Below are 446 nucleotides of genomic sequence, written 5' to 3'. Positions count from 1 at the left end.
CTGATGCTCACTTTGGCGTTGGTTTTGGCGATGCCGGTCACCTGCGGCGCGTAGCCACGCAGCGACGGCGGCAGCATCCGCTGGTCGCTGTTCAGCGACACGCCGAGAAAGCGGAATGAGTCGAAAATATCCGAACTGAAATAGGTCTGGCCGCCGGTCAGGCGCGCGCCAAGGGACGGTAATGCGCGGTAAATATAGGTTTGCGTCCAGGTGAATTTGTCGCTGGCGGGAGTGCCGGAAGTGCGCGATGAAGCATACTGATAATCGGCACGCGCACGCCACGGCCCGAGGTTAACGCCGGTGGTGCCGTAGCTGCTGAAGCTGGTGGTGCTGTCACCGGACTGCGGCATGTATTTGCTGCCGAGCAGATTGTAATCCAGCAGTGCGCCGTTCACGCCCTCATCCCACTGCGACGGCGGCACCCAGTTTTCATCGTGAAAGGTCAG

At 60.5% G+C, this 446-nt stretch carries 1 protein-coding gene; it reads right to left on the bottom strand.

Annotated features, from left to right (window positions below):
* Nucleotides 1-446: fimbria/pilus outer membrane usher protein (locus tag EYY67_RS24400; RefSeq protein ID WP_165498011.1), on the bottom strand; the 446-nt coding region annotated here is incomplete at both ends.

Source organism: Rahnella victoriana (genome assembly GCF_004330295.1).
Classification (GTDB): domain Bacteria; phylum Pseudomonadota; class Gammaproteobacteria; order Enterobacterales; family Enterobacteriaceae; genus Rahnella; species Rahnella victoriana.
The sequence above is the reverse complement of the archived record's forward strand: the minus strand, read 5'-3'. Positions and strand labels throughout refer to the sequence as shown.